This window comes from Frankia sp. CgKIO3 (genome assembly GCF_977946435.1).
Genome location: NZ_CDWTMO010000011.1, coordinates 1 through 26,476 on the forward strand (window position 1 = coordinate 1; position 26,476 = coordinate 26,476).

A 26,476-nucleotide genomic window follows, 5' to 3' on the forward strand; every position below is an offset into this window, starting at 1 on the left:
CCCGCCGCCGATCGCGCCGTCGAACGTCGGTCATTCCCCCCCGGAACCGCTGCCGGGCGCGCCGGCCTCGAACGAACCCGCCGCGGCCGCCACGGCCGAATCGACCGTGATCCCGACGATCGAGTCCCGCCTCGCCCCGCCGAACCGTGAACCGGTGGAGCCGCCGGTTGATCAGACCTATGGTCAGCACCCCCCGGAGCCCCCGCGCACTGCTCCCCGGCCGACCTACCCGCCTCGCCGGCCGGTGCGGCCGGTGGCCGACGACGACGAGCTGGACGTGCCGGACTTCCTCAAGTAGCCGGTGCCAGGCAGACTTCCGGCATGCCGGTTCTCGTCACCTCGCGCTCGGGTGGGGTCAGCGACCCGCCGTTCGAGGGACTCAATCTGGGCGACCACGTCGGGGATGCCGACGAGGCCGTCGCCGTCAACCGACGCCGGCTCGTCGACCGGTTGCGGATGCCGGTCCAGTACATGCGGCAGGTGCATGGGAGGCAGGTCGCCGTGTTGCGCCGGCACGGGCCGCCTCCGCAGGCGGACGCGCTGGTGACCGATGTCCCCGGCCTCGCGCTCGCCGTGATGGTCGCCGACTGCGCACCGGTGCTGTTCGAGGCCCCCGCGGTGGTGGGAGTGGCGCACGCCGGCCGGGTTGGGATGGCCAATGGCGTGATACATGCCACTCTCGGGGCCCTCGAGCGGCTCGGCGCCGCCCGGGACGAGCTCCGTGTCACCATCGGTCCATGTATCTGTGCCGGCTGTTACGAGGTGTCGGAGGATCTTCGTTGCGAGGTGGAGACCCAGGTGCCGGGGAGTGCGGCCACCACCCGCGTCGGCACCGCGGCGATCGATCTGCGTGCCGGTATCCGTTGTCAACTCGCCGTCGCCGGTATGACTGATATAACAATTTCTGCTCGATGTACCACCGAGGATCCGGAGCTCTACTCCTACCGCCGGGAGGGTCGGACGGGACGCTTCGCCGGTCTGGCCTGGTTCCGGCCGACGCCATGATCCACCGGCCCGGCCCGATCGAGCTCGATCCGGCACGCCTGGACCGGTTGACGCAGCGGCTGGCCGAGGTTCGGGCTCGGATCGCGGGGGCGGCCCGGGCCGCGGGCCGTGATCCGGACCACCTCACCCTCATTGCGGTCAGTAAAACCTACCCACCCCAGGATGTTGTGATGATGCACACGCTCGGGGTGCGGCACTTCGCCGAGAACCGGGAGCAGGAGGCCGGGCCGAAGGTGGGTTTCGTCACCCGGCTGATCGGCGGGGAACGGAACGTCCCGACCAAGGGGACCGGTGACGGCCCGTCCTCCGGTTCCGACGATCCGATCTGGCATTTCGTGGGACAACTGCAGCGCAACAAGGCCAGATCCGTTCTTCGTTGGGCGGATTGGGTGCAGTCGGTGGATCGGGTGAGCCTGGTGCCGGTGCTCTCCCGACTGGCGATGGAACGCGGCCGCCCGCTGTCGGTCTGTCTCCAGGTCTCGTTGGACTTCCCTGGTGCTTCCGATGGGAAGATCGGTGCGTCGATCGCCGGCTCGAGGCGCGGAGGGGTCGATCCGGCCGGCCTTTCCGTCCTGGCCGATCTTGTTGAGGAGGCGCCGGGACTGGCTCTGCGAGGCGTGATGGCTGTCGCCCTCCGGGGAGGGAAGCCACGACCTGCATTCGCGCGACTGCGTGAGATGGCGGAACGCCTGAAGGTGGGGCATCCCCAGGCCACCGTCATCAGCGCCGGCATGTCGGGAGATCTTGAGGACGCGGTGGTCGAAGGCGCGACACACCTTCGGATCGGCACCGCTTTGTTCGGTGAACGGCCTGGTGTCCCTTAGAGTCGCGCCCATGGGGCTCGGGCGCAGGGCGATGGTCTACCTCGGTCTGGCCGAGGAGGATGAGGACTATCTCGACGACGACTATGACGACGGTCGTGACGATCGGCGTGCTATGCACGAACCGGTTCCGATGGACCGTACGGTCCATCGGATAGACGCACGTGAGGAGCCGGTCGCCATGCCGCGACGTCCACCGGTCGAACCGTTGCGTCCCGCCGGTCCCGTGCCGATGCGCAGGGTGGCCGCGGTGGAGGAGCCGCACCCCTACCGGATCACCACGCTTCAGCCACGCAGCTACAATGAGGCGCGTCAGATCGGCGAGGAGTTCAGGGACGGGACACCCGTTATCATGAACCTCACTGACATGGACGATGCCGACGCCAAGCGGCTGGTCGACTTCGCCGCGGGTCTGATCTTCGGCCTGCGGGGCGACCTCGAGAAGGTGACCAACAAGGTCTTCCTGCTCTCGCCGCACAATGTCGAGGTCACCGAGACGGACAAGCGACGCATCCGCGAGGGTGGGTTCTACAACCAGTCATAGCCAGGGAATGTGATCACGTTCCCCCCGTTCCTCAGGAGAGAGCGCCATCAGCACAGTAGGTAGCTTGATCTTTTGGGTGCTGACGGTCTATCTGTTGCTCCTGATAACGCGATGGATCATCGATCTGGTTCTTGCCCTCAGCCGATCGTTCCGCCCGACCGGCCCCCTGGTACTGGTCTTCGAGATTGTGTACACGGCAACTGATCCTCCGTTACGATTCATCCGGCGATTTCTTCCGCCGTTGCGAGTGGGTAGCGTTGCGCTTGACCTCGGGTTCCTGCTGCTCTTCCTGGTGATCATCGTGCTTCGAAGCTATGCGCAGAGGCTGTGACGGGGTTGTTGTGCACACCGCGAGCGCGGGCGCGGCAGATTGCCCGCAGACCGCCCTCTCTTCGGGGAGCGGCGATGCCGCACGAGGAGGCGACGTGGCTCTGACACCACAGGATGTTCAGAACAAGGTCTTCAGCCCGACGAGGTTTCGCACGGGCTACAACGAGGATGAGGTCGACACCTTCCTCGACGAGGTCGAGGCGGAGCTGACGCGGCTGCTGGACGAGAACAGCGACCTGCGCCGGCAGCTCGACGAGGCCCGGCGTTCCGGCGGTGGTGGTCCGGGCGTGCCCGCGCAGATCCTCGAGGAGAACCAGGGCCTGCGCCGCCAGCTCGACGAGGCGCGTCGCCAGATCGCCCAGGCGCAGGCCCAGGCCGCCCGGGAACGGGGCCAGCAGCCGCAGCCCACCGGGCCGCAGGGGCCGCAGCAGGGCGGCGCCCCCACAACGGTGATCTCAGCGGTGGGTACCTCCGGACCGCCCGCCCGGGCCGGCGGTAACCCGCAGGTGGAGGCCGACATCGAGCAGCGGGTCACCCGTACCCTCGTGCTGGCCCAGCGCACGGCGGACGAGGCGCTGCGCGAGGCGCGCGCGGAGTCTGAACGCGCCCGCCGCGAGGCGAGGGCGGACGCGGACCGCATCATTGGTGAGGCCCGGGCGCACGTGGCCGAGCAGCTCGGCGGCTTGGAGGACGACAAGCGTCGCCTCGAGGGCCAGGTCGAGCAGCTTCGGGCGTTCGAGCGGGAGTACCGTACTCGGCTGCGGGCCTACCTGGAGATGCAGCTGCGGGACCTGGACGGCATGCCGACTCAGCCGGCCGTCGGTGCCGGCGGGCCACCGCGACCGGGCCTCAACCCGGGTGGTGGACCCACGCCGCCCGCGGTGGGCATGGGGCCCAGTGGCGCCCCGCAGAACCCCGCCCACCAGCCGACCTTCCCGCCCGGTCCGCCCCTGCCCGCCGGCGCCGCCATGGCCCGCGACAACGGTCACGGCCGGCCGGACGTGGACGCCACCCGGCGGGACGCCCCGGGAATGCAGGAGTTCTGATCATCCGCTGCGCGGCCCTCGGCGAGTCTGGCGTGGCCCTCGGCACCGGCGCGGACGGGGCCGGAGCCGACGGGCGGTCTCGTGATGGGGTGATCGAGAGATGCTGACGCTTTGTGGAGCAGTTCTTGCTTTGTGTACGGTTCTTGCGGTGGTCGGTATCCTTGCCGGCAGCGGTTTCGTCTACGCGTCCCTGATCTTGACGCTGGTCGCCGCGGCGCTGCTCCCAGCGGGAGCAGTACGCCGGGCCTCTCGCTGACCTCGGGCCTCGGTCTCAGCCGCCGGTCGTCTCGTGCCGGGTGAGCGTGAACGCCAGGCCCAGCTCCTCGGCCGCCGAGCGGGCTTCCGCCTCCCGCGGCTGCGCCGCAGGCAGCTCCGTGCGGGCCACCTCGGTGAAGGAGACCGCCAGCACCTCCTCGGCCACCGTCTGACCGTGGGTACGCAGCGCGAGTGCGGTCTCCTCGCGCGTCGCCGCCCAGGAGACGTCCACCCGGTCGGTGATCTCCAGCCCTGCCGCCTTGCGCGTGTCCTGGAGCACCCGGACGACGTCGCGGGCGAGCCCGGCGCGGGCGAGCTCCGGGGAGATCTCCAGGTCGAGGGCGACGGAGAGCCCGGACTCGGCGGTGACCGCCCAGCCCTGCCGCGGCGTCTCTGTGATGATCAGCTCGTCCCCGGACAGCTCGGCCTCCTCCCCGTCGACGGTGACGGTGAGCCGTCCGTTGACGGGAGGACCGGCGGCCGCGATGGCCGCGGCGACCGCCTTGGTGTTCCTGCCGAAGCGCCGCCCCAGGGCCCGGAAGTTCGGCTTCACCGAGATGTCGACGACCTCCGAGGTCGCCGGCTCCACCGTGGTCACGTTGAGCTCCTCGGTGATCTGCGCGATCAGCTCGGGGGAGAGCTCGTCGAAGGCACTCGCGCCGATGACCGCCCGCGGCAACGGCTGGCGGGTGCGCATCCCGCTGGCGGCCCGGGCGGCACGGCCGAGTTCCACGATCCGCCGGACGAGATCCATCTGCTCCGAGAGCTCCGGCGTGTGCAGCCCCCCGGGGAGCTCGGGCCAGGCGGCAAGGTGCACCGAGTCGGGGGTCTGCGGGGAGGCGTCGGCGAACAGCCGTGACCACAGCCAGTCGGTGAGGAACGGTGTGAACGGCGCCATCACTCGGGTCAGTGCATCCAGGCAGGTGTGCAGGGTGTCCAGGGCATCGGCGTCGCCGGCCCAGAACCGGCGGCGGGACCGGCGGACGTACCAGTTGGACAGGTCGTCGACGAACCGGGCGATCCGCCGCCCGGCCCGCAGCGAATCGAAGTTCTCCAGCGCCTCGTCCACCTCGGCGACGGTGGCCGCGAGCTCGGACAGCGCCCAGCGGTCCAGCACGTGCCGCCGGGCCGGCGGTGTCGCGCCCGCGCCTGGGCTCGCGCCCGGCCGCCAGCCGGCCGCCCCGGCATAGAGGGCGAAGAACGACGCGGTGTTCCAGTAGGTGAGCAGGACCTTGCGGACGATGTCCTCGATCGCCTCGTGACTCATCCGGCGGTCCGCCCACGGCGAGCCGCCGGCGAGCATCAGCCAGCGGACCGCGTCCGCGCCGTGCCGCTCGAACAGCTCGAAGGGATCGAGCACGTTGCCGAGATGCTTGCTCATCTTGCGGCCGTCGGCGTCCAGGAGCAGGCCGAGGCAGAGCACCGTCTCATAGGAGGAGCGGCCGAACACCAGCGTGCCGACCGCCATCATCGTGTAGAACCAGCCGCGGGTCTGGTCGATCGCCTCGCAGATGTACTGCGCCGGGTACTGCCGGGTGAACTCCTCGAGGTTGTGGTGCGGGGCACCCCACTGGGCGAACGGCATCGCGCCGCTGTCGTACCAGACGTCGATCACCTCAGGCACCCGGTGCGAGACGCCGCCGCAGGTCGGGCAGGTCCCGGTGACCTCATCGACGAACGGGCGGTGCGGGTCGAGGTCGGCCAGGTTCCGCCCGGCGAGCTCGGAGAGCTCGGCGAGTGACCCGACGCACACCAGGTGGGTGGGGTCGCCGTCGCAGCGCCAGACCGGCAACGGTGTCCCCCAGTATCGGTTGCGGGACAGCGCCCAGTCGACGTTGCCGCGCAGCCACTCGCCGTACCGACCAGTCCTGATTCGCTCGGGGTGCCAGGTCGTCCGCTCGTTCTGCGCCAGCAGCTCGTCGCGGATGGCGGTGGTCCGGATGTACCAGGACGGCAGCGGATAGTAGATCAACGGTGTGTGGCAGCGCCAGCAGTGCGGGTAGCTGTGCGTATACGTCGACGCCCGCCACAGCCGGCCCCGTGCGCGCAGGTCGGCAGTCAGCGGCGCGTCGGCATCCTTGAAGAACATCCCGCCGACCAAGGGGACGTCGGCGAGGAAGCGGCCGCCCGTCCCGATCGGGTTCACCACCGGCAGCTCGCTCGCCCGGCAGACCGCCAGGTCCTCCGCGCCGAACGCCGGCGCCTGGTGGACCAGGCCCGTGCCGTCCGTGGTCGTCACGTAGTCGGCGAGCACGACCGAGTGCGGGACGCCGGTGCCGGCCGCGAACCGCTCCGCCGCCAGCAGTTCGAACGGGCGGGTGTAGCGGGCACCGGCCAGCTCCGCCCCGCGGAACCGCTCGACGATCTCGGCGTCCTCGCCGAGGGCCGCGGTGACCAGTGGTTCGGCGACGACGAACAACTCCCCATCCCCCGCGCGGGCCAGGACGTACTCCATCTCCGGGTGAACGGCCACCGCCGTGTTCGACACCAGTGTCCACGGGGTCGTCGTCCAGACCAGCAGCTGCGCGCCCTGCCCGGCGAGGCCGAGGGCGTCGGCGACGAGCGGGAAACGGACGTAGACCGAGGGGTCGTCGACGTCCGAGTAGCCCTGGGACACCTCGTGGTCACTAAGCGGGGTCTCGTCGCGCGGGCAGTACGGGGTGACCCGGAAGTCCTCGACCAGCAGGCCCTGGTCGAAGATCTGCTTGAGCGACCACCAGACGCTCTCGACGTAGCTGGTGTCCATGGTGCGGTAGGCGCCCTCGAGGTCGACCCAGTAGCCCATCCGCTCGGTCATCGCGGAGAAGTCCGCGACATGGCGCAGCACCGACTCGCGGCACCGGGCGTTGAACTCGGCGATGCCGAACGCCTCGATGTCGTTTTTGCTGGTGAAGCCGAGCTCCTTCTCGACCGCGAGCTCGACGGGCAGCCCGTGGCAGTCCCAGCCGGCCCGCCGGGGAACGTGGTAGCCCTTCATCGTCCGGTAGCGGGGGAACAGGTCCTTGAAGACCCTGGCCTCCACGTGATGCGCCCCCGGCCTGCCGTTGGCGGTGGGCGGGCCCTCGTAGAAAACCCACAGCGGGCGGTCCGCGGTGGCCTCCAACGAACGGTGGAACACCTTGGTGTCGCGCCAGCGGGCCAACGTCTCCCGCTCCAGGGCGGGCAGGTCCACCTGGGCGGGCAGCGGAGCGAAGGTGGGATGCCGCAGGGGGGTGCTCATCGTGGGGACCCGGTCTCCATAGTCGTGATCTCCGTCGGGCTGGCTCTCCAACGGAGGGACGACGCCTCACCGGCCCCGGGCGTGACCATCCGGCCGATGCGCCGGCCGCCTGTCCTGCCCGGACCGGGGGTACCGCGGTACCACCCTCCTTGCACACCCGCTCGGCCGGATCGGGCCGAGGGATGGCCCCTCGTTGTCCTCGCGGTGGCCGGATCTACTGGGGACCCGATGGTCGACCGGATCCCGTTCTTCCGGCGACTCAGGGGTGATCTTCGCGACGCGCTGGCCACCGGGCTTCCACCGACCCCGGCTCGCTCGGGCTGCGCCCGCCGCTACTCGTCCCCGTCCACGCCGTACCGCTGCCCATGAGCGTAGCTCAACGGGACGAGTGGTCCCGTCCCCGGCTCGGCCCTTCGCCGCGCGGCCGGTTCATCGTCTGGACCCGGGGTCGTAGAGTGGTCCGGTAGGAGAGATGCCGACCATCGGGAGCGGTGTGTCCGAAGATCCCGCCGATCACGCAGCGGCCGCGCCGGGGGGCGTCGCCCCGGGCGCGGGGCCCGTCGCGTCGGCGATGCCCACGAAGCCCTCGGCCCCGCCCGGGGGGTCGGCGCCGGTACCGCGCGGGCGGGACGAGGCTCGCCCGACCGCCGGTTCCCGCCGGGCGGTGGCCACGCTGACGGTCGCGGCGGCGATCGTCCTGCTGTCGGACATCATCACCAAGCACGTCGCGGTGGCCACCCTGTCCGACCGGGGGCCTGTCGAGGTCATCCCCGGCCTGCTCGACCTGGAGCTCACCCGCAACTCCGGAGCGGCCTTCAGCCTCGCGGGCGGCGCGACGGCGCTGCTCAGCCTGGTCGCCCTGGCCGTGGTCGCGGTGGTGGTGTTCACCGCCCGCCGGCTGCGGTCGGTGGGGTGGGCTCTCGTGCTCGGCGCCCTACTCGGCGGGGCGCTGGGCAACCTCGCCGACCGCATCTTCCGCGCGCCGGGTCCCCTGCGCGGTCACGTCGTGGACTTCGTTCACCTCCACTACTGGCCCATCTTCAACGTGGCCGACTCCGCGATCGTCTGCGGCGGCGTGCTCGCGGTCATCCTGTCCCTGCGCGGCGTGGGTCTGGACGGCACGCGCTACGCCGAGCATCAGCCCGTCGGCGGGGGCAGTGACCATCACGGGCGGTGACCTGCGGTCCCTACCGGTCCCGGACGGGCTCGACGGCGTCCGTCTCGACGCGGCGATCGCGAGGATGTTCGGGCTGTCGCGGACCGTGGCCGCCGCGCTCGTCGACGACGGCCAGGCGAGCCTTGACGGGAAGGTCCGGGGCCGGTCCGACCGGGTCAGCGGCGGTGCCTGGTTGGAGGTCCGGCTGCCCGCCCCGCCGCGTCCGGTGGCGGTGGAACCCACGCCGGTCGAGGGTCTCGGCATCCTCTACGACGACGACGACATCATCGTCGTGGACAAGCCGGTCGGGGTCGCCGCCCATCCGGCGCCCGGCTTCACCGGACCGACCGTGATCGGGGCGTTGGCGGCCGCGGGATACCGCATCTCCACCTCGGGCGCGGCCGAGCGTCAGGGGGTGGTGCACCGTCTCGACGTCGGTACCACCGGGGTGATGGCGGTCGCCAAGAGCGAGCGTGCGTACACCCTGCTGAAACGGGCGTTCCGTGACCGTGCGGTGGACAAACGCTACCGGGCCGTGGTGCAGGGCCATCCCGATCCGCTGCGGGGCACCGTGGACGCCCCGATCGACCGGCATCCGCGCCGGCCGGGGCTGTTCGCCGTCGTCGCGGACGGCAAGCCGAGTATCACCCACTACGATCTCCAGGAGGCGTTCCGGGCCGCCTCCCTGCTGTCCGTGCGGTTGGAGACCGGGCGCACCCACCAGATCCGGGTGCACATGTCCGCCCTGCGGCACCCGTGCGTCGGGGACCTCGCCTACGGGGCCGACCCCACGCTCGCCGAGCGGCTCGGCCTGACCCGCCAGTGGCTGCACGCGGCGCAGCTGTCCTTCGATCATCCCGGTCACGGCGGACGGGTCGAGTTCACCAGCCCGGACCCGGCTGACCTGGCCGAGGCGGTGGAACGACTGCGGGACCAGCCATGACGGAGCCGGTGACGTTCGGGGAGGCGACCTCGGCGCCGGTGCCCGCTCCCGCGGCACCTGGGGGAGCGGTGCCGGCCCAGGCCCCCGCCGGCCGGGGGTGGCCCACCGTGTGTCCACCGGTCCACGAGCTGGGGGCGCTGCTCGATCGGGTCGACGCCCGCACGCTGCCGGCGATCTCTCGCGCGATCGCGATCGTCCGGGCGCGGATGGTGGGCCTGGCGGCGCGGGAGATCGGTCGGGTCCGCCGGACCCGGGACCGGGCCCGTCCCTCGCCTGCCGGCTCCGACGACGATGACGGTCCGCCGGCCCTGCTCGACGTGGCAGGAGTCACGCCCGGCGGGGTGGTGGAATGGGGCGTCCGGATGCTTGTCCTCGGACTCGTCGTGTTGATCGTGGTGAGCGCGACGGCCGCGATCCTGCAGGGCGTCGATCATGCTCCGTCGTCCGGACGGTCCTCCCCGGCGACCGGGGAGGCGCCGACGTCCGCGAACCAGCCGGCGGCGCCCGACCAGCCGGCGGCGTCCGTGTTGCCCGTGGTGACGATCGGCCCCGGGCCGAACGATCCGGTCGCCGACTACCTCGGCGCCAGCCGGCAGAACCTCGCGTCGCTGACCTCGGCCGCCCCCGGCGCCGATCTTTACGCCGTGGCCAGTCTCACCGCGCCCCGCACCCCCGCCGACCTGCTCGAGGTGTTCGGCGACTTCCGGACCGTGCAGGTGTTCTTCACCGCCGGTATCGGGGGTGAACAGGAGCAGGCCCTCGTGCGCGATCCGGTGGCCGACGTCCGGGCCGCCTTCGGGTCGGCGGCGGCCCAGGCGGACGCCCGAGCCGCTGCCGACACGCAGGTCGGCGACACTGCCGCCGCCGACCGCGAGCGGCGAGCGGCGAGCGATCTGCGGGCCGGGTGTGGATGTCTGTTCGCCGCGGTGGTCCGCGCCCCGGCCGGCCGGCTCTCGCAGCTCGAGACCGATCCTCGGGTGCGGGTGGTGGACCCGGCCCCACCGGGAAGCGGGCCGCCGGGTATGAGATTCATCCCACTGTCCCCGGACCGTCGCTGACCCGGTCGAGACCGTCCGCATGATCGGACGGTGTGCCGGGCACGGGTGGCGGACGGTGACCGTTCTGGCGTGGCACCCGACCCCTGCGCCATCGTCGACCGGGACAGGAGAAGATGAGGGAGGAGACCGGCTTCGTCACCTGGGGTTGCGACCGGCCGGGGAGTTCACGGATCATGATGAGGAGACCCAGGTTGAAGCTGGCGAAAGGCACCCGGGAGGTCTTCGACGCGGAGAGCCTGCTCGAGGAGTACCTGGGGCCGCGCAAGCGAGGTCTGCGCTACGCCTACCCGTACTACGACGGCCTGGTCACCAATAGTGATCCGGATCTGCTGTGCACCGGGGATCTCCTGGCCCCGTGCCTGCTCGGCGTGCACGTGGACGTGGATCGGATGCACACGCTCACCGCACTGATGCCGTTGCTACAGCGGGCGTTGGACAGGCTTCCTCCCGGCATCGAGCTCATCGAGGCCGACGAGGTCACCCTCGATCTGGTCGCTGCGCTCTACGACCCCCTCGACGACCCGGACGTCTCCGACCGGGACGTCAAGGGCTCCCTCATCGCCAAGGTGCTGCACCGCAAGCGGCCCGCCCTGGTCCCGTTGTTCGACTCCAAGGTGAGGATCTTCTACCAGCACGAGGACTGCGTCCCGCCGTCGCCGCGGGACGGGCGGTCCTGGCGGCAGTACATGGGCCTGCTCATCCGCGCGATGCAGTACGACCTGCGGGAGAACGCCGAGGAGTTCCGCCGGCTCGGGGCGCTGGTACCCGTCGCGGGTCCCCCGATCACCCCGCTGCGGATGCTCGATGTCGTGGTGTGGATGAGCAGCGCGGTGTGATCAGCGCCAGTCGCCGGCCCGGGACCATCGACCGGATCCGACTGCGACAATGGTCGATGTGTTGAGCTACGCGGTCCGCGGGCTCACCCGGCGGCACGGGACGGGTGAGCATGCCGTTCTCGCCAATGATCGGATCGATCTCGACGTCCGGCAGGGCGAGGTATTCGGGGTGCTCGGGCCGAACGGCGCCGGGAAGACCACGCTGGTCCGCCAGTTGATGGGTCTGCTGCGGCCGGACGCGGGCACGATTACCCTTTTTGGCCGCGACGTGCTGGCCGCCCGCGGTCTGCCGGCCCGGCTCGCCGCCTACCTGGGTCAGGATGATCTCGCGCTGGCCGAGCTGCCGGTCGCCACGGCCGTGGCGACCACCGCCCGCATGCGCGGCGTCCCCCGCTCCGCCGTGCGGGCGGTCCGTGACGCCGTGCTCGGCGAGCTTGGTCTGGAGGCGGTGGCGCATCGCCCGCTGTCGAAGCTGTCCGGTGGGCAACGCCGGCTGGCGTGTGTCGCCACCACCCTGGTGGGGGACCGGCCGATGCTCGTCCTCGACGAGCCAACCACCGGCCTCGACCCCGTCGCCCGGCGGGCCGTGTGGTCGGCGCTGCAACGTCGCCGGGACACCGTCGGTGTCACCGTCGTGCTGATCACGCACAACGTCCTCGAGGCGGAGTCGGTGCTCGACCGGGTCGCCGTCCTGGACACCGGGCGGGTGATCGCCTGCGACACTCCGGGCCAGCTCAAGGCATCGTTGTCCGGTGACGTCCGGCTCGACCTCGCGTGGCGCCACGACCCGCCCGCGGACGATCCCACCGTCGCGACGTTGGCCGCGCTCGCCGTGGTCAACGGACGGCGGTGGACCATCCGGTTGGCTCCGGCCGCGGCCCGTGACGCCCTCGGCCGGTTGACCGCCGGCCCGGCGTTCGCCGCGCTGGACGATTTCAGTCTCGCCACTCCCTCGCTGGAGGACGTGTACCTCACCCTCGGCGGCGGGTCGCGGGACCTGGAGCGCGCATGATCGTGATTTTCCGGTGACCGTCGTTCCGGACGCGCTCGGGGCATCCGGTGGCGGGGCATCCGGGGTGCCGGCGCCATCGGTCGTGGATGGCCGCCTGCTTCCCGCCACGCGGCCGGCGCCGGCCTCCGCCCCGCCGAGCAGCGCCCCGCTGGGCCCGCCGCAGCTGCCGCCGTTGACGTCGTTCCGCACCGCGTTCGGTGCGGTCTACCGCGGGCAGCTCGCCCGCTCCAAGGTGGGACGGATCCCGCTGCTGTTCGTCGCGTCGTTCCAGTCGGTCGGGATCCTCGTGCTGCTGCGCGGGATTCTCGACGTCGGCGACACCACGGCCGCCGGGCAGGTCGTGGCGGGTTCCACGGTGCTCGTGGTCGCCTTCGTCGCGTTGAACCTGCTGGCCCAGCGGTTCGGGGCGCTGCGGGCGTCCGGTGCCCTGGACTACTACCTCACGTTGCCGGTGCCCGGCGTCGCGGTGGTGCTGGGCACGGCGGCCTCATATGCGACCTTCGCGGCGCCCGGCACCGTCGTCACCGCGGTGCTGGGGGCGCTGCTCTACGGGCTGCCGCTGTCTGGCCTGTGGCTGCTGCTGCCTGTCGTGGCCCTCGCCGGGATCTGCCTGTCCGGGCTCGGGGCGGCGGTCGGCCTGCTCGCTCCTCGGTCGGAGCTCGCGACCGTCGCCGGCCAGCTCGGAATGAGCATCGTGCTGTTTTTCGGTGTGATCCCCTCCGGCCGGCTGCCCGAGGTCGGCCGCTGGGCGCGGGACGCGTTGCCCAGCAGCTACGCGGTGGACGCCCTCGCGGCCGCCTTCCAACCCGGCGTCGACTGGGCGAAGGTGGTCCTCGACCTCGGGATCTGCGCCGCCGTCGGGGTGGTGGCGCTGTCTGTCGCGGCGGTGGCGCTGCGCCGTGTCGGCACATCCTGAGGGCGTCATAGTTAGCAGGACCAGCGTAGTAGCAGGACCACTGCGGGGCCGCCCGGCGCGGTAGGGTCAACGGCCTGCGGCCGGTCGGCGACGATGCGCTGGTAGGCCGGGGACGCTGGTAGGCCGGGGACGAGGAGACAGACAGCCAGTGGCAGGAAGCGCGTCATGACGGAGCGGTCGTCGGACATCCGCGGAGTCGAGCCGGCCGCGCTGTCCGTCCCACCCGGGGACAGGCCGCACCACCCTGGTCAGCCGACCCTCGATCCGGCGATTGCCGTCCCCGCGGCCGGTGAGCCGGCGCCGCCCGGGCGGAGCCTGGGCCGGGCGTTCGGTGCTCGTCCGGCAGCCGTCGCTGGCCTGATCTGCGCGGCGGCGATGGCGCTCGCCGGCTTCCCGCTCGGCCTGCTCTGGGCCGCGACCGCGCCGCACCTGGATCTCGCCGCGGCGTTGGGCGGGCATGAATCGGCGTTCACAGTCCAGAGCGACATCGACGTCCGGTTCGCCCAGATCTGCGCGGTCGCCGGTGTGATCGGCGGTGCCGTGGCGTGCTGGCGGGTCCGGGACGCGGGATGGCCGGTCCCGGTCGGGCTCGCCGCGGGCGGCATCGGCGGCTCGCTGATCGCCGGCTGGATCGGCCACCTGCGGCGCTCGCCCCAGCTGCTGCACGCGCTGCCGAAGGACGCCTCTCCGCTGCTCACCGATCTGGTGGACATGAAGGTCCGCGCGGGCGGGCTCTACTTCGTCATGCCGGTGACCGCCCTGGTCATGCTCCTCGTCGGGCTGTGGGTGACCTCGCGGGCCCGGTCGGACGCCGCCGAGGACAGGCGGGGTCCGACCGCGCCCGGCTACGGGGCTGGGGCTGGGGACTGAGCGTCGATCCCCCGGACGGGGCGAACGTCCCACGGTTCGGCCCGGGGCCAGTTCGGGTAACGGTCAGTTCGGGCTGGGATCGACTCGGCGCAACTCGCTCGATCCGATAGTGGTGATCTTTTCCAGGAGGCCGATCTCCCGGCGGAGCAGCGCCCGTTCGGCCCGCAGTCGGCTGGCCGCGTCCGGCGCGGCGAGCAGCCCCTGACATTCGGTGACGTCGGTGACGGCGGCGGCGGCGATCACGTACGAAAGGGCGATCGGGTCGTCGGGGAGGTCCGGCAGCGAGATCTGCACGGTGCCGGTGGCGGCGAGCCGGTCGGCGTAGGTTCGGAGCAGACGCTGGACCGCCGGAACGGTGCCGTCGGTGTCGCCGACGTCCTCCGGCAGGTAATCGACGTCCCCGACGAGGTAGGGCTCGCTGTGCCGGTCCACCGTGCGGATCCGGAACCGGTCACCGCCCACCGTGATGAGCGAGAACCGCCCGTCGGAGTGCTCCTGGACGCGCCGCAGCACGGCGGTGCAGCCCACGTCGTGGATCGCCGGCAGGGCCGGACCCACCTCCCGGCCTCGCCGGATGGCGATCACTCCGAACCGTCGGACCTGGTCAGCGGGCTGCTCGAGCAGTTCCCGCACCAAGATTCGGTACCGTTCCTCGAAGATCTCCAGGGGTAGGACCAGCCCGGGGAGCAGGACCGTCCCGAGCGGGAACAGAGGAAGCCGCTCGCTCAACTGCGGTGCCTTCTTCCTGCCCTGCCCTCTCCGGCCCCGGACGGGACCGGAAGCGGCCGGTGGCGGTCGGGCGAGGACCGCCCGGGGCGGGTCCACGACCAGGAGTCGGACGTTTGTCCCAACCCTGTCCCCCGGTAGCCACGGTGTCCATCCAGAAAGGACTGTGATTCTCACCGGGCGCGGGTTCGGGCGGTGGGCTGGGAGCCCGGACGGTGGGCCGCCGGTGCCTGGGGGCCTTCCATCCGGGTTCGTTCGCGGGAGAATGGCCCGGTGTGGGAAACCGAGCCGGAGCTGCTGGTCGTCTTCCACCGGCCGGACCGGGGCTTCTCGACCGGCACGGGTGCCGATCCACTGGCCGAACTGGCCGTCCTCGGCACCGTGACCTCGGCCCTGCGCCCCCGGCTGGCTCTCGTGGCGCTGCCCCCCTCGCGGGCGCCGGAGGTGGCTGCCCTGCCCGGGGTGTGCGGGGTCTTCGTCGATCAGGTTCCCCCGGCGCTGCGGGAGTCCCTCACCGCCGCCGAGAGCCTGTTCGTCGACGGCTGGCTGGCGCGGAGGGGTGCCAAGCACCGCGATCCCGCGGGTGGTGAGCCCTGGGACACGCCGGGGTACCTCCCGCCTGACCGGCCACCCGGGGCGCCGCCGGCCGGATGACCCCGCGCGGCGGCTCAGAACACGCGCGGCGGCTCAGAACACGCGCCGGGGGACCGACCATCTCGCACCGGGGCCCGACGAACGCCAGACCATGTGGAGCCGGTCGCCGACGCGGGCGAGCACCTCCAGATGCCCGTCGAAGTTGCTCTGGATCATCGAGACGGCGTCCACCCGGCCCAGCTCCGGCGCGAACGGCCGCGGTCCGCTCCAGACCGGGGATGGCGCGCCGTTGTTCCGGTAGAAGTGGATGAGTCCCCGGCCCGCGGCGGGGACGACCACCTCGAAGTTGCGGGAGCCGTCGGGGAAGGCGCTCTGGATGAGCACCGGATTGCCCGTCACGCCCTCGGCGAAGACGGGGCCGGTGCGCCAGACCGCCCTGTTATCGCGGGTGAGGTGCACGAGCCGGTTGCCGACCCGGGCGACCGCTTCCAACATCCCGTTGCCGCCGCCCAGGGTGCCGTGGATGAGGCTGACGGCGTCGACGCGCCCGAGGTTCGCGCCGAACAGCTTCGGAGTGCTCCACGGAAATCCGTGGATGTCATGGTTGCGCCACAGGTGCAGGATGCCGACGTCCGCGGCGGGCACGAGTAGTTCGAAGTTGCCCTTGCTGCCCAGCCGGCTCTGCACCAGCGACGGAACGCCCCCCACGCCCTGGGCGAGGCGGGTCGGCGGGTGCCAGGCGAAGGCACCGGTGGAGTCCCGCCACAGGAAGTACAGCGCCGAGCCGGCCCGGACGGCGACCTCGAGGGGTCCCGGCCTGGCCAGGGTGCTCTGGATCATGGTGACGGCATCGATCCGGCCGAGCTCCTGGGCCGTCTGCCACGGGGCCATCCAGGGGAAGCCGGCCGCGTCGTTGTCCCGCCAGACGTGGGTCAGCCCGGCGAAGGCCGAGGGGACGACGGCGTCGAAGTTGCCGATCCGGCCGAGCCCCCTGGTCTGGACGAGCGCCGGGTTGCCGCTCACTCCGTGGCCCCAGCCGAGGTGGCTGGGGGTGTAGCGGCACAGTGCGAAACTGTTCGAGCGCATCACAGGCAGTCGACGGGCGCGGGCGCGCAGGCGTCGCAGTTGCCGTTTGGGGCGTGGAACGCCCCCCACCGACCGCCGCAGTCGCACTGGGCGCCCGCGTACTCGTCCGGAGCGCCGAAGATGTGGCCGGTCTCGTGGGTGAAGACCCGGTCGATATTGTCCGGTCCCCAGCCGTCGTTGTCGCAGGACATCACGAGCCGGGAACCACCCACCGAGGAGTACGCGAAGTATCCCAGCGGATACTTGGTGAAGAACGCGCAGTAGGCGGACCGGGTGCCGAGCCGGGCCCGGAGCGCGTCGACGTAGTCGTAGACGCCGTCGAAGCTGGCCGCGTGGCCGAGCCGGCTCATGGTGGGGTCACGCCACAGCGCCTCGAGGTCGGGCGCGTTCGGGTCCGCTGGGACGGGCAGCCGCACGATCTGGATGTCGTAGTGGAAGGTCAGGTCGGCCGCCGGGTTCGTGGTCGCGTACCAGGACAACCCGTTCTGCACCTCGGCCACGATCTTGGTGCGTTCCGCGGCGGTCAGTTGCAGTGCGGTGGTCGGCCCTTCCACGAGGATCAGCCCGACGGCCACCGATCCCTCCAGCGTCGCGCTGGTGGGGGAGGGCGCCTGGGTGGTCTGCGCGGCGGTCCGGGTGTCCGCGGGCGCGGCGGTCGGGCTCTGGGCCTCGGCCCGCCCGTTCGCCTGGGCATGCGGTGTCGTCTGGGCATGCGGGGACGGCCGGTCCGGATCAGGCGAGCTGCCCCGGGGCGGCGGGATGTCGGTGCAGGGCCGGTCCATGTCCCACGGCCGGCCGTCGCGGGGACGTTCCTGCTTGAGATGCCGGTAGGCGGCGCTGGCCCGCAGACGGAAGGCGTCTAGCCCGAGCGTCTCGGCGCGGCTCAGACCGGGCGACACCCCGGTGGTCGACACGACGCTGCCGTCCGCGGGGGGGGGAAGGACCGTCGCTGCCAGCCGGGCGGCGGCGCGTTCCGCCGTCGCCGTCGCCGTGGAGATGTCCCGAGGCTGGCCCAGCACGTGGACCCTGCCGTAGCGGTGCAGCGGCTGTCGTTCGTTGGCCAGGGTGGGATCGGTTGGCGAGCCGTCGCTCTCGGCGGTCTGGTCGACCCCGTCATCCGAGGATGCGCCGGTGGCTGCGATCGCCGCGAACGCCGCACGGAGTGCTCGGCCCGTCTCCCCTCCGGCCGAGATGATGAGCGCGTGTTCGTCGGCCGGTACGTCCCCCGCCATACTTGATCATTTTCCTTTCGGTGGGGATGGCTGTGCGGAGTTGTATCGTGTTGCGGCTTTGCTGCGCCGGCTTTTGCGAAAACAAGCGCGCAGAGTGCCGATCTGGTACCTTTGCCTGCTTTGTCCGAAGGGATTGCGCCAACATAGCCGGCGGCGGGCGTCCATCGGCCGGACAGTGGCGCCACGGATCCACCGACTGGGCGGCGCCCAGTCGGGCAGCCGCCCGCGTGGCTCGGTGGCTCAGCGGCTCAGCGCCGGTCCGGAGCGAACGGTGCCTGCGCCGATGGCACGTCGGGCCACATGGCCCCGACGGCGGGCCGTTCCGGCACGCCCATGGCCTCGGCCACCTTGCGCATGATGGCTTCCACCAGCCGGACAGCCTGCGGGGTCGCGAGGTTCAGCACGATCTCGGCATCCCCCGCCACCTGGAATCGCACTGAAACGTCCGCCATGACGACTGCCCTTTCCTCGCGGCTCGCCAGCACATTGCGGGCGTGTTGCCACCGGTGACGTTACGGGGCTGGGGCGACCGCCCGCGCGGCGCTCGGGCGCGGCACCGGGCAGTGTGACCGGCTGGCAGGTTGCTGCGACGAAGCGGGTAGGGTCACGGTGGTGACCTTTCCGTCGGCGACAGTGCGTGACTGTGTGGCCGTGCTTGAGCGTTTCTTCCCCCCGTCCTGGGCCGAGTCCTGGGACGCGGTGGGACTGGCGGTGGGTGATCCGGACGCGCCGGTCTCGGCCGTCCTGTTTGCGGTGGATCCGGCCCCAGAGGTGGCGGCCGAGGCCGCCACGGTGGGAGCTCAGCTGCTCGTCACCCACCACCCGCTGTTCCTGCGGGGAGTGCACGGCGTCGCCGAGACCGGTCCGGGCGGGCGGGTCGTGGCCACCCTGATCCGGGCCGGCGTCGCCCTGTACACCGTGCACACGAACGCCGATGTCGCCGCGCCGGGCGTGAGTGACGCGCTTGCCGACGCCCTGGGGTTGCGCGACGTCGCCCCGCTGCTCGGCCCGGGACTGCTGCCCGGCCCGGCCCCGCTGCCCGCTCCGGCGGACGCCGGGGCCGACGAGGGCGGTGTCGGTGATGAGGGCGGTGCCGGCGGGGCGAGCGTGTGCCGGGGCCTCGGCCGGATCGGTGACCTGCCCGCGGCCGAGTCCCTGGAACGGTTCTGTGCCCGGGTCGTCCGGGCGCTGCCGGCGACGGCGGGCGGGGTCCGGGCGACGGGTACCGCGGACCGGCTCGTCCGGCGGATCGCGGTGTGCGGCGGCTCGGGGGGAGAACTGGTCGCCGCCGCCGAGGCCGCGGGAGCGGACGTCCTCGTCACCGCGGACGGCCGGCATCACCACGTCCTCGACGCCGTCGGTGCGCACGGGGTCGTGGTGGTCGACGTCGCCCACTGGGCGAGTGAATGGCCGTGGCTGAGCCAGGCCGCCACCCGCCTGCGCGTCGGTCTGCGGGCGGGGGGACGTACGGTGAGCACGTCGGTATCCGCTATCGTGACCGATCCCTGGCGGGTGCACGTTCCGTCCCGGTAGGCGGTGCCGGCGGCGCGCAGGCCCGGGTCACGCGAGGCTCGGGTCACGCGAGGCCCGGGTCACGGAGGTCGCCGCGTCGGGTCGGGCCTGGTCGCCCCGGCCTGGTCGGCCAGGTGTAGTCGTTCAGGCGTACCAGTGAGGAATCGATGAAGGCCGACCCAGCAGTTCAGCTCCGCCTGCTCGATCTGCAGGCGCTCGACACCGGTATCGACCGGTCGGTGGCCCGCCGACGCGGTCTGCCGGAGCACGCCGTCATCACCGAGCGCACCGCCGCGCTGACCTCGTTGGACGGTGAGGTCGTCGGGGTGCAGACCGAGCTGAGCGACGTCGCGCGTGCCCAGCGCAAGCTGGAGAATGAGATCGACCTCGTGCGGACCCGTTCGGCCCGTGACTCCCAGCGGCTTGATTCCGGCGCCGTCTCGACGCCGCGTGAGCTGGAGAACCTGCAAGCGGAGCTCGCCTCGCTGACCCGCCGTCAGGGCGTGCTCGAGGACGACGCGCTCGAGAAGATGGAGATCGTCGAGGGCTTGGAGAGCCGGCTCTCCGCGTTGTCCCAGCAGCGATCGGCCCTGCAGGCCGAGCTCGACGCGGCGGTGGCCGCGCGGGACAAGGCTTACGCCGAGATCGACGCCGAGGTGGCGCGGCTGCGCCACGACCGCGACGCTCTCGTCCCGGAGCTGCCCGAGGCGCTGGTCGCGCTGTACGAGCAGATCCGGGCGTCCTCCAGCGGAGTGGGCGCCGCGGCCCTGCTGCGCCGCCGCTGCCAGGGTTGTCATCTCGAGCTGTCGGGCGGCGACCTGCGCGCCGTGGCGGCGGCGCCGGCAGATGAGGTGGTGCGCTGCGAGGAGTGCCGGCGCATCCTGGTCCGTACCCCCGAATCGGGGCTGTAGCACCGTCGGCGGGACCGCCCGCCTCGGGGTCAGACGAGGGGAGCATGTAGATGGGCACCGTGCGCAGGCTGGTCATCGAGGCCGACGGCGGGTCGCGGGGCAACCCGGGCCCGGCGGGCTACGGAGCCGTGGTCCGCGACGCCGGCTCGGGGAAGCTGCTGGCCGAGCGCGCGGACTCGATCGGGCGCGCCACGAACAACGTCGCCGAGTACTCCGGGCTGATCGCCGGGCTGCGGGCCGCCGCTGAGATCGCCCCGGACGCCGAGGTGGAGGTTCGGATGGACTCCAAGCTCGTTGTCGAGCAGATGAGCGGCCGGTGGAAGGTCAAGCATCCGGCGATGCGGCCGCTGGTGGTTGAGGCGACGGAACTCGCCGCCCGGTTCCCCGCGGTCCGTTTCCAGTGGGTGCCCCGCGCGCGCAACGCCGACGCCGATCGGCTCGCGAACGAGGCGATGGACGCCGCCGCCGCCGGGCGGGCCTGGGAACCCGCGGTCCCGCAGTCCCCGGACCCGGTCCCGCACCGCGCGCCGACGACAAACCGGCTCTCCGGCTGGATGGCGCCGCCCGCACCACCGACGACGACCGTGTTGCTGCGTCACGGGCAGACCCCGCTCTCGGTGGAGAAGCGGTTCAGTGGGACGGTCGAGGCGGCCCTGACCGACGTCGGGCTCGGCCAGGCCGCGGCCGTGGCGAACCGGCTGCGCGACGAGCCGTTCGATCTCGTCGTCAGTTCGCCGCTGAAGCGGGCCCGGCAGACCGCCGAGGCCCTCGGCCGCGACTATGTCGTCGTCGACGATCTGCGGGAGACCGACTTCGGCGCCTGGGAGGGGCTGACCTTCGCCGAGGTGCGTGAGAAGTTCCCCGACGAGCTCAATGCCTGGCTCGCCGACCCGCACGTCCCGCCGCTCGGCGGGGAGAGCCTGATCGCCACCGTGGCCCGGGTGGCGCGGGTGCGTGACCGGCTGCTCGCCGAGCAGCCGGGCGGGCGGGTCCTCGTCGTCTCACACGTCACGCCGATCAAGGGGTTGGCCCAGCTGGCGCTGGCGGCGGAACCGGCCGTGCTCTACCGCCTCCACCTGGATCTGGTGTCGATGACGACCATCGACTGGTACTCCGACGGCCCGGCGGTGCTACGCGGGTTCAACGACACCCATCACATGACGGGCCAGACGATCTACGGCGAATAGGGGCAGCTCAGGCGGGTTGAGGCGGGGCCGGCTCCGGCGGAAGATCGTGCTCCTCGAGATAGTAGGCGATGGATGCGTCCCAGACCCATTCCCCCAGGCGCCGTCGTATGGAATGGTCTCCTCCAGGACGCCGAACTCGTCACGGCGTCTCGAGGTCGTCCACACGTTACCGCGGTCGTCGGCCCAGGCCAGCTCGGTCGGTGCCGTCACCGCGACCCCGAGTTCGTCCGCGACCTTCTGGGCCACGGGGTTGTCGCCCTGCCCGGTCTCGCAGGACAGCAGCCGCACCGGTCGGCCGCGCCAGTTCTCGTCGGCGCGGATGAGCGCGCTGAGCTGCCGGGCGTCGAGCGCGACCTTGCCGACCCGGAATCCCGACGGGTCGCCATGCAGGTCGGCTGTGTAGGTTCCCGGGACCGGCTCGGCGGCCATCGCGGTCCTCCGCATGTCCGTGTCGGACTTCTCGAAGAAGGCGCGTCCATCTCGAGTCGGGAGGCTTTCCCGCCAGATCCTCGTGAGCCGCCACCCCAGCTTCTCCGGTCCGGCTGGCCGATCCTGCTTCCTGGCCGCGTCCATCTCACCGCCGGGCCTGCGGTCGAGCAGCGCGAGCTTGCGTTCCACCGGCGAAGGATCGGTGGACCGCGGGTCCTCTGCCGACCGACGGTCGGCCGGCCACGGGGCACGATCACCCGAGGTGTTCCGTCGATCGAGCGCGTCCAGCTTGGCGTCGATCCTGGAACGTTCCGTCTCCGGCCGCGCCGAGCCTTCAGGGGCCGAGCCTGCGGATGCCAAGCCATCGGATTCGGTGTCGTCGGCGGAAACGGGGGAGTCTGCCTCCGATGATGTGAGCCGGTCGAGCAGCCGCGCCTTCACATCGGCCTGGCTCGGCCCGGCCCCCGGTCTCCCGGGAGCGGCCGGTGCATCGATGCTCGCATCCGGCCGTTCGATCGACATTGCCACCTACCGTAGCAGTGTCACCACATCATGGCTAGAAACGACCAGTAAGAAGACTTGTCCCCTGATGGATGATATGTACGTTATGGTAGGCGGTTGGCCTCGTTCCGGAGCCGGTTTCGCGACTCGGACGCGTGGGGGGGCGTGGTGGACGGCGCGTTGCGCGCACAGATTGTGAGGTTGGCGCGGGCGTCGCGGAACTTCGGCTTCCTGCTCGACCACGAGCCGCTGCTCGTCCTGTTCGGGGCGAGCGCCGAGTCGTACATCTACCCCGATCCGAACACGTCCCTGATGAAGGCGCGCCAGTTCGGCGAGGCGCTGGCCGAGCGGATGGTTGCCGAGACCGGAACGCGGGCCCGTGGAAACCACCAGGTGGACCGGGTCAACGCGTTGGCCAGGGCCGGTCTGCTGGAGCCTCGCATCAAGCGGGCGTTCGACGCTGTTCGCCGCACGGGCAACGAGGCGGTGCACGGCCATTTCGGTGAGGTCCGGGTGGCGCTCACGATGGTGGGTCACTGCTTCGAGCTGGGGGTGTGGTTCCACCGCTTTCTCACCGGCGACCGGACGGTGTTCGCCTTCGTCCCGCCGGCCGCCCCGGACCCGTCGGCGGCGTCGGCGGCGCCGTCTGCCGCGGAGGCGACCGAGCTACGCCGGCTGCGCGAGGAGCTCGCCGCCTACCGGGATCGCCTGGCTGAGACGGGGCTCCGCCTCGACGGCAGCCATGACCGGCTGGCGGCGGAGCGGACCGCCCGGGCGGAGGCCGAGCAGGCACTCGCCCACGCTCAGGCGGAGATGCAGGCGCTGCATTCCACCGGTGTGGATCTCCATGGGCTGATCTCGACGCTCACGGTGGTCTCTTCCGCGGACCGGTCCGATGCGCAGGTCGGTGGTGCGGTCGAGGGGATGGTGTTCGACGCCGACGCCGACGCCGACGCCGACGCCGACGCGATGTCGGTGCGTGAGGTGCTGTCCCCGCAGACCGGCGTGCGGGTATCCGGGGTGGGCGGCCGTGAGCGGCGGACGACGGCGGACGAGCGTGAGGCGTTCATCCAACGGGCCAGGGTGGCGGCCCGCGAGCCGCGCACGGAGGTCCAGGTCCGGGCCGAGGTCGACCGGATGCTGTGGGCGGCCGGATGGGTCGTGCAGGACGTCTCCGCGCTGAACCTGTTCGCCGCCGACGGGGTGGCGGTGCGTGAGGGGCGCACGGCCTCCGGTCCGGCCGACTACTTGCTGTACGTCAACCAGGCGTTGGTCGGTGTGATCGAGGCGAAGCGGGAGGGGACGCCGCTCACCCAGGTGGAGAGCCAGTCCGCCCGATACGCGGAGACGTTGACGAAGGAGCAGCGGATGGCCGCCTGGCGTGCCCCACTGCCGTTCCGGTACGAGACAACGGCGGTGGAGACCCAGTTCACCAACGACTTCGACCCCGCACCGAGAGCCCGGCGGGTCTTCTCCTTCCACCAGCCGGAGACACTGGCCCGATGGATGCGGGAGGCCGACGAGGACCCGGCGTACCCGACCCTGCGGGCCAGGCTCGCCGCGATGCCGGCGGCGTTTCCGCTGGCCACCGGGTCGCTGCGGCCGGCGCAGGTCGACGCGGTGACCGGGCTGGAACGTTCGCTCGCCGCCGGCCGGCCGCGGGCGCTGATCCAGATGGCGACCGGCGCGGGAAAGACGTACGCGGCCGTAACCGCGAGCTGCCGGCTACTGCGCCACGCGCGGGCCCGCCGCGTCCTGTTCCTGGTGGACCGCAACAACCTGGGCCGGCAGGCGCGCACCGAGTTCTCCGGCTACCCGATCCCGGATGACGGCCGCCGGTTCACCGACCTGTACAACGCCGAGATCCTCGCCGGCTCGGGGATGGCCGACTCCTGGCAGGTGGTTATCTCGACGGTCCAGCGGCTGTACGCGGTGCTGTCGGGCCGCAGCGTGCCGGATGCCGACACCGACGACCCGGACCTTGACGACGGCCCGGCGGAGATGGGCGACGAGGACGCCGAGCCGGCCGCCGTGTCCTACAACGCCGACCTGCCGCCGGAGAGTTTCGACCTCATCATCATCGACGAGTGTCACCGTTCCATCTACGGGAAATGGCGGGCGGTGCTGGAGTACTTCGAGGCCTTCCAGGTCGGGCTCACCGTGACTCCGACGAAGCAGACGCTGGGGTACTTCCAGCGGAACCTGGTAAGCGAGTACACCAACCAGCAGGCGGTGGCGGACAAGGTCAACGTCGACTTCGACGTCTACCGCATCCGCACGAAGCATGGCGAGCGGGGCGACACCATCGAGGCCGGCATCACCGTGCCGCGCCGTGACCGGCGGACCCGGGCGCAGCGGTACGAGGAGCTGGACGACGACTTCAGCTACGGCCCGGACCAGCTCGGCCGATCCGTCATCAGCGAGGGAAACCTCGACCTGGTGCTCACGACGTTCCGGGACAGGCTGTTCACCGGGATCTTCCCGGGCCGCACCGAGGTGCCGAAGACGCTGGTGTTCGCCCGCGACGACAACCACGCTGACGAGATCGTCTGCAGGATCCGGGAGGTCTTCAACCGGGGCAACGACTTCGCCGCGAAGATCACCTGCTCGGTACGGAACACCGAGGAGCTGCTGGCCTCGTTCCGGAACTCGGCGGAGCTCCGCGTCGTCGTCACCGTCGACATGATCTCCACCGGGACGGATGTGCGTCCGCTGGAATGCCTGCTGTTCCTGCGCAACCCGAAGAGCCCGGTCGCCTTCGAGCAGATGAAGGGGCGCGGCGCGCGGACGATCGACCCGACCGAGTTCCAGAGCGTCACCCCGGACGCGCGCACCAAGGACCGGTTCGTACTGGTCGACGCGGTCGGCGTCGTCGACACGAAGCGGGTGGACGCGGCCCCACTGACCCGGCATACCGAACGGCAGATCAGCCTGGAGGCGTTGTTGCGTAAGGCCGGCAGCCTGGAGATCACCGCAGCGGAAACGGCGACACTCGCTTCCCGGCTCGCCCGGCTCAACCAGCAGCTCACCGCCGAGGAACGCACCGAGTTGGAGGCCCTCGCGCAGACGCCGCTGACGTCCGTGATCGGCAGCCTGATCCAGGCCGCCGACCCGGACCGGCTGGCCGACGCCGAGGCCGCCGGCCCGGCCGGGCCGCTATCCGCGAGCTGGTGAAGGCGGCGGTGCGCCCGCTGGCGGCCAATCCCGCCCTACGCGCCCGCATGCTGGAGATCCGCCGCGCCCACGAGATCACCATCGACGAGGTGAACGCGGACGTCCTGCTCTCCGCCGGGGGCGTCGACCGGACCGAGCTGGCGCGCGATCAGGTCACCTCCTGGCGGGCGTTCCTCCGCGAGCACCACGACGAGATCGCTCTGATCGAGGCGTCCTACGAGCACGGCGGCGGGCCGCGGCCGGTGTACGCCCAGGTGATCGAGCTGGCGGCGCGGATCGCCCGACCACCGTACCTGTGGTCGCCGACTACGCTGTGGCGGTCGTACCGGGTGCTGGGGCTGGCGCCGGAGGAGCCGGAGGTAAATTACGGACCATTGGATCTGATCGGGCTGATCCGCTATGAGCTGGGCGTTGACGTCCAGCCGCAACCCCACCGGACCGTCGTCGAGGAGCGGTTCACCGCCTGGCTCGCCGCGCAGCGGCACGCCGGCGTCACGTTCACCCGCGACCAGACGTGGTGGCTGGAGAAGATCAAGGAGATCGTGGTGAGTGCGGCGGGCTTCGCTGACGGCGACTTGGACGAGTGGCCGTTCACTCAACGCGGCGGAACGGACGGTTTCCTGGCCGCCTTCGGTAATGACCGCGCCAGCACCGTCCTCGACACCCTCCGCGCCGGCCTCACCGCATGACCGGACCTCCCCCCCCGGCTGGGAATGGGCCTGTCTGGAAGATCTGCTGGCGGTAGAACCCAGAGCCATCACCGACGGGCCTTTTGGGTCGAACCTGGCTTCGCGCCACTACACTTCGTCGGGTGCCAGAGTGATTCGCCTTCAGAACATTGGTGACGGTGCTTTCAACGACAGCGACAAGGCTTATATAGACCTCGATCATTTCGAGGAGTTGCGTGCGCACGAAGTGCACGCGGGTGACCTCGTTGCTGCCTCGCTGGGTGAGGAACTCCCTCGGGCATGTATTGTTCCGGATCTCGGAGTACCAGCTGTCGTGAAGGCCGATTGTATTCGGGTTCGGCCCCACCCTTCCATCGAACCGAGTTGGCTGCTTCATGCCCTGACCTCACCGCAGTCTCGAAGATATTCGGCGTCCAAGATCAG

22 protein-coding genes and 2 pseudogenes are annotated in these 26,476 nt (G+C 71.4%); 19 read left to right on the plus strand and 5 right to left on the minus strand.

Features of this window, described 5'->3' with window-relative positions:
• From AC08OJ_RS02560 to AC08OJ_RS02585, 6 genes and pseudogenes are all read left to right on the plus strand, one after another.
• Nucleotides 1–298, plus strand: a pseudogene (locus tag AC08OJ_RS02560) (cell division protein FtsZ); the annotation flags it as partial.
• A 23-nt stretch (nt 299–321) separates the two neighbouring features.
• On the plus strand, nt 322–1,005 hold the full coding sequence (pgeF, locus tag AC08OJ_RS02565) for a peptidoglycan editing factor PgeF (RefSeq protein ID WP_476594974.1): 684 nt from the start codon (nt 322–324) through the stop codon (nt 1,003–1,005).
• On the plus strand, nt 1,002–1,829 hold the full coding sequence (locus tag AC08OJ_RS02570) for a YggS family pyridoxal phosphate enzyme (protein WP_476594975.1): 828 nt from the start codon (nt 1,002–1,004) through the stop codon (nt 1,827–1,829). Before pgeF ends, AC08OJ_RS02570 begins: the two co-directional genes overlap by 4 nt.
• Nucleotides 1,830–1,839: 10 nt before the next feature.
• Complete coding sequence (locus AC08OJ_RS02575) at nt 1,840–2,370, plus strand: cell division protein SepF (protein ID WP_476592818.1); 531 nt, start codon at nt 1,840–1,842, stop codon at nt 2,368–2,370.
• A gap of 76 nt (nt 2,371–2,446) precedes the next feature.
• Complete coding sequence (locus AC08OJ_RS02580) at nt 2,447–2,701, plus strand: YggT family protein (protein WP_476592819.1); 255 nt, start codon at nt 2,447–2,449, stop codon at nt 2,699–2,701.
• Between the two features lie 94 nt (nt 2,702–2,795).
• Nucleotides 2,796–3,746, plus strand: coding sequence for a DivIVA domain-containing protein (locus AC08OJ_RS02585; protein WP_476592820.1), 951 nt, complete (start codon nt 2,796–2,798; stop codon nt 3,744–3,746).
• 271 nt (nt 3,747–4,017) lie between these two features.
• Here the strand turns inward: AC08OJ_RS02585 and ileS are convergent, their stop codons facing one another.
• Nucleotides 4,018–7,221, minus strand: coding sequence for an isoleucine--tRNA ligase (gene ileS / locus AC08OJ_RS02590; protein ID WP_476594976.1), 3,204 nt, complete (start codon nt 7,219–7,221; stop codon nt 4,018–4,020).
• 472 nt (nt 7,222–7,693) lie between these two features.
• Between ileS and AC08OJ_RS02595 the strand changes: the two genes are divergently transcribed.
• From AC08OJ_RS02595 to AC08OJ_RS02625, 7 genes are all read left to right on the plus strand, one after another.
• Nucleotides 7,694–8,398: a signal peptidase II gene (locus tag AC08OJ_RS02595; RefSeq protein ID WP_476592822.1), complete on the plus strand. Its 705-nt coding sequence runs from the start codon at nt 7,694–7,696 to the stop codon at nt 8,396–8,398.
• Nucleotides 8,379–9,320, plus strand: a complete 942-nt coding sequence (locus tag AC08OJ_RS02600; RefSeq protein WP_462203493.1) for an RluA family pseudouridine synthase — start codon at nt 8,379–8,381, stop codon at nt 9,318–9,320. The genes AC08OJ_RS02595 and AC08OJ_RS02600 overlap by 20 nt, the downstream gene beginning before the upstream one ends.
• Nucleotides 9,317–10,378 carry a hypothetical protein gene (locus AC08OJ_RS02605; RefSeq protein WP_476592823.1) on the plus strand — a complete coding sequence of 354 codons (1,062 nt, stop codon included), beginning with the start codon at nt 9,317–9,319 and terminating at the stop codon, nt 10,376–10,378. The genes AC08OJ_RS02600 and AC08OJ_RS02605 overlap by 4 nt, the downstream gene beginning before the upstream one ends.
• Before the next feature lie 191 nt (nt 10,379–10,569).
• Nucleotides 10,570–11,214: a DUF6308 family protein gene (locus AC08OJ_RS02610; protein WP_462188889.1), complete on the plus strand. Its 645-nt coding sequence runs from the start codon at nt 10,570–10,572 to the stop codon at nt 11,212–11,214.
• A gap of 49 nt (nt 11,215–11,263) precedes the next feature.
• Nucleotides 11,264–12,226: an ABC transporter ATP-binding protein gene (locus AC08OJ_RS02615; protein ID WP_476594977.1), complete on the plus strand. Its 963-nt coding sequence runs from the start codon at nt 11,264–11,266 to the stop codon at nt 12,224–12,226.
• A gap of 13 nt (nt 12,227–12,239) precedes the next feature.
• The gene (locus tag AC08OJ_RS02620) at nt 12,240–13,142 is read left to right on the plus strand and encodes an ABC transporter permease (RefSeq protein ID WP_476594978.1); all 903 of its coding nucleotides are present in this window, start codon (nt 12,240–12,242) and stop codon (nt 13,140–13,142) included.
• Between the two features lie 165 nt (nt 13,143–13,307).
• The gene (locus AC08OJ_RS02625) at nt 13,308–14,012 is read left to right on the plus strand and encodes a hypothetical protein (protein WP_476592825.1); all 705 of its coding nucleotides are present in this window, start codon (nt 13,308–13,310) and stop codon (nt 14,010–14,012) included.
• 63 nt (nt 14,013–14,075) lie between these two features.
• Here the strand turns inward: AC08OJ_RS02625 and AC08OJ_RS02630 are convergent, their stop codons facing one another.
• Nucleotides 14,076–14,741 carry an LON peptidase substrate-binding domain-containing protein gene (locus AC08OJ_RS02630; protein ID WP_476592826.1) on the minus strand — a complete coding sequence of 222 codons (666 nt, stop codon included), beginning with the start codon at nt 14,739–14,741 and terminating at the stop codon, nt 14,076–14,078.
• A gap of 270 nt (nt 14,742–15,011) precedes the next feature.
• Between AC08OJ_RS02630 and AC08OJ_RS02635 the strand changes: the two genes are divergently transcribed.
• Complete coding sequence (locus tag AC08OJ_RS02635; RefSeq protein WP_476594979.1) at nt 15,012–15,392, plus strand: hypothetical protein; 381 nt, start codon at nt 15,012–15,014, stop codon at nt 15,390–15,392.
• A gap of 33 nt (nt 15,393–15,425) precedes the next feature.
• On the opposite strand, the pseudogene AC08OJ_RS02640 reads toward AC08OJ_RS02635, so the two are convergent.
• Both AC08OJ_RS02640 and AC08OJ_RS02645 read right to left on the minus strand, forming a co-directional pair.
• Nucleotides 15,426–17,650 (minus strand): annotated as a pseudogene (locus AC08OJ_RS02640) (DUF8189 domain-containing protein).
• 248 nt (nt 17,651–17,898) lie between these two features.
• On the minus strand, nt 17,899–18,102 hold the full coding sequence (locus AC08OJ_RS02645; protein ID WP_462187649.1) for a hypothetical protein: 204 nt from the start codon (nt 18,100–18,102) through the stop codon (nt 17,899–17,901).
• A gap of 160 nt (nt 18,103–18,262) precedes the next feature.
• Between AC08OJ_RS02645 and AC08OJ_RS02650 the strand changes: the two genes are divergently transcribed.
• The 3 genes from AC08OJ_RS02650 to AC08OJ_RS02660 all read left to right on the plus strand — a co-directional run bounded on the left by AC08OJ_RS02650 (nt 18,263) and on the right by AC08OJ_RS02660 (nt 21,260).
• Complete coding sequence (locus AC08OJ_RS02650; RefSeq protein ID WP_476593812.1) at nt 18,263–19,183, plus strand: Nif3-like dinuclear metal center hexameric protein; 921 nt, start codon at nt 18,263–18,265, stop codon at nt 19,181–19,183.
• Between the two features lie 146 nt (nt 19,184–19,329).
• Nucleotides 19,330–20,073, plus strand: a complete 744-nt coding sequence (locus tag AC08OJ_RS02655; RefSeq protein WP_476593811.1) for a zinc ribbon domain-containing protein — start codon at nt 19,330–19,332, stop codon at nt 20,071–20,073.
• Between the two features lie 50 nt (nt 20,074–20,123).
• Complete coding sequence (locus AC08OJ_RS02660) at nt 20,124–21,260, plus strand: bifunctional RNase H/acid phosphatase (RefSeq protein WP_476593810.1); 1,137 nt, start codon at nt 20,124–20,126, stop codon at nt 21,258–21,260.
• On the opposite strand, the gene AC08OJ_RS02665 is transcribed toward AC08OJ_RS02660, so the two are convergent.
• The gene (locus tag AC08OJ_RS02665; protein WP_476594980.1) at nt 21,204–21,878 is read right to left on the minus strand and encodes a hypothetical protein; all 675 of its coding nucleotides are present in this window, start codon (nt 21,876–21,878) and stop codon (nt 21,204–21,206) included. The genes AC08OJ_RS02660 and AC08OJ_RS02665 overlap by 57 nt on opposite strands.
• A 429-nt stretch (nt 21,879–22,307) precedes the next feature.
• Here AC08OJ_RS02665 and AC08OJ_RS02670 point away from each other — a divergent pair, with 429 nt between their 5' ends.
• On the plus strand, nt 22,308–25,364 hold the full coding sequence (locus AC08OJ_RS02670; protein WP_476594981.1) for a DEAD/DEAH box helicase family protein: 3,057 nt from the start codon (nt 22,308–22,310) through the stop codon (nt 25,362–25,364).
• The gene (locus AC08OJ_RS02675; protein WP_476594982.1) at nt 25,361–26,053 is read left to right on the plus strand and encodes a type I restriction-modification enzyme R subunit C-terminal domain-containing protein; all 693 of its coding nucleotides are present in this window, start codon (nt 25,361–25,363) and stop codon (nt 26,051–26,053) included. The genes AC08OJ_RS02670 and AC08OJ_RS02675 overlap by 4 nt, the downstream gene beginning before the upstream one ends.
• Nucleotides 26,054–26,476: the final 423 nt, after the last annotated feature.

Coding starts and splice junctions, on each gene's coding strand:
- AC08OJ_RS02595 (WP_476592822.1), top strand. CDS start 7,694: ATGCCGACCATCGGGAGCGGTGTGTCCGAAGATCCCGCCGATCACGCA.
- AC08OJ_RS02615 (WP_476594977.1), top strand. CDS start 11,264: ATGGTCGATGTGTTGAGCTACGCGGTCCGCGGGCTCACCCGGCGGCAC.
- ileS (WP_476594976.1), bottom strand. CDS start 7,221: ATGAGCACCCCCCTGCGGCATCCCACCTTCGCTCCGCTGCCCGCCCAG.
- AC08OJ_RS02575 (WP_476592818.1), top strand. CDS start 1,840: ATGGGGCTCGGGCGCAGGGCGATGGTCTACCTCGGTCTGGCCGAGGAG.
- AC08OJ_RS02605 (WP_476592823.1), top strand. CDS start 9,317: ATGACGGAGCCGGTGACGTTCGGGGAGGCGACCTCGGCGCCGGTGCCC.
- AC08OJ_RS02645 (WP_462187649.1), bottom strand. CDS start 18,102: ATGGCGGACGTTTCAGTGCGATTCCAGGTGGCGGGGGATGCCGAGATC.
- AC08OJ_RS02570 (WP_476594975.1), top strand. CDS start 1,002: ATGATCCACCGGCCCGGCCCGATCGAGCTCGATCCGGCACGCCTGGAC.
- AC08OJ_RS02660 (WP_476593810.1), top strand. CDS start 20,124: ATGGGCACCGTGCGCAGGCTGGTCATCGAGGCCGACGGCGGGTCGCGG.
- AC08OJ_RS02625 (WP_476592825.1), top strand. CDS start 13,308: ATGACGGAGCGGTCGTCGGACATCCGCGGAGTCGAGCCGGCCGCGCTG.
- pgeF (WP_476594974.1), top strand. CDS start 322: ATGCCGGTTCTCGTCACCTCGCGCTCGGGTGGGGTCAGCGACCCGCCG.
- AC08OJ_RS02655 (WP_476593811.1), top strand. CDS start 19,330: ATGAAGGCCGACCCAGCAGTTCAGCTCCGCCTGCTCGATCTGCAGGCG.